Genomic DNA, 1,361 nt, shown 5'->3' on the forward strand with positions numbered 1-1,361 from the left:
CCCCTCTCCGAGTCTGAATATCTGGAACATCTCAATGCGATCGCTAATTATCTCCACGAATGGGGTGGTTTTAGTCAATTTCAAGCTTTTATCCGCGAAACCCGCGAGCGTCCCCGTCTCGGTAAAGCGGTTAGTCTGGCCCTAGATTTAGGTGAAAGGGCCTCGGAATGGCTGATCAGTGATCAGTGATCAATTATCAGTGACCAGTGGGATTGTTAAGTGAACAGTATACTGCATTTAAATTGCGTATTGGATATTTTAATACAAATGCTCGAACCCCCCACTCCCCCATCCCCTTCTCTAGACACAAAAAAAGGCGTTAAGCTTAACCTTAACGCTTGCTTTTGATTCAATGGCAGTGACTAGCTCTTGCGACGAGCGAAAGCACCAACACCAGCAACGGCTAAGATACCGAGGATAGCAGAAGGTTCGGGGGTTTTAACAATGGATTTTTGTCTGAAATCGTTGGTGATACTGTTAAGTGATCCGTCAACATCAGAGACAGAGAAAGTGTTTCTGACGTAAAGTTTCAGGATATTCGGAGCAATTGGAACCGTTAGGCCAGGAGAGCCAGTGCCACCAATACTAGAGCTTTTGGCCTCCGAGGTTCCGACCAAACTCGACCCGCCGAAAGCATCTGACCAAACCGTCTGGTTCAGAGAGACACCGGAGTCAGTCTGGCCAGTTGTGGTATAGCCAGCGCTGAATGCTTCGAACATCTTCGTCAAAAGTTCGTTGTCGGGAGTGTCGGGGTCATCAACGATCTCGATCGTGTAATCTATGACATAAACGCCACTTAAACTGGTCAGAGGGTTAGCTGGGGTGAAGGTGAAGGTGTGCAAATCGCCCAAGGGCAGCACGGTTTCCGTAATGGTCAGAAAATTGCCCGGGCTATTTATACCACTGCCAGATGAGTTGATGTGTGTAAACAACTTGTCCCCTTTCCGGCAAGGATTGTCCTTGAAATTGTTGAAACTTTGTGGGAAACAATCCACCGCCTGCGCTTGGACGGGGGCAGTATTGGCAAAGCCGAAAGCGGCAACGCTGCCAGCGATAGCAAGAGCGCCAGTGGTTAGTCGTCTAGAGATGTTTGTGATCATTTTAAGTGGTTTGTTACTTTTTATTAGGGCAAAGTACGGATACTACGCACTCTAGTATAGTTATAACCTCGGCCAGATGAAATGTCAAGTTATTGACATCCTCGCCGCCCTAAAAGTGCGGCGATTCCTAAACCTCACGATTTAAGTTTCTGCTTCCACCACCGTCGCATAAGCTAAACGGCGCTTAACCTGCATGATCCAACAGCTATAACCCTTTTGGAGTCTATATCGGTGATCCGAAGTAAAAGCCGTTTAGCTTAC

2 protein-coding genes are annotated in these 1,361 nt (G+C 47.5%); one reads left to right on the forward strand and one right to left on the reverse strand.

Annotated elements, in window-relative coordinates; translation table 11 throughout:
- Positions 1–189, forward strand: a 189-nt coding sequence (locus PX481_RS25205) for a DUF3067 family protein (RefSeq protein ID WP_288096690.1), incomplete at its 5' end; no start/stop codon positions are given.
- Between the two features lie 173 nt (positions 190–362).
- Here the strand turns inward: PX481_RS25205 and PX481_RS25210 are convergent.
- Positions 363–1,100, reverse strand: coding sequence for a PEP-CTERM sorting domain-containing protein (locus tag PX481_RS25210; RefSeq protein WP_288027300.1), 738 nt, complete (start codon positions 1,098–1,100; stop codon positions 363–365).
- Between the last annotated feature and the right edge of the window lie 261 nt (positions 1,101–1,361).

It is taken from the genome of Microcystis sp. M53603_WE2 (assembly GCF_030065435.1).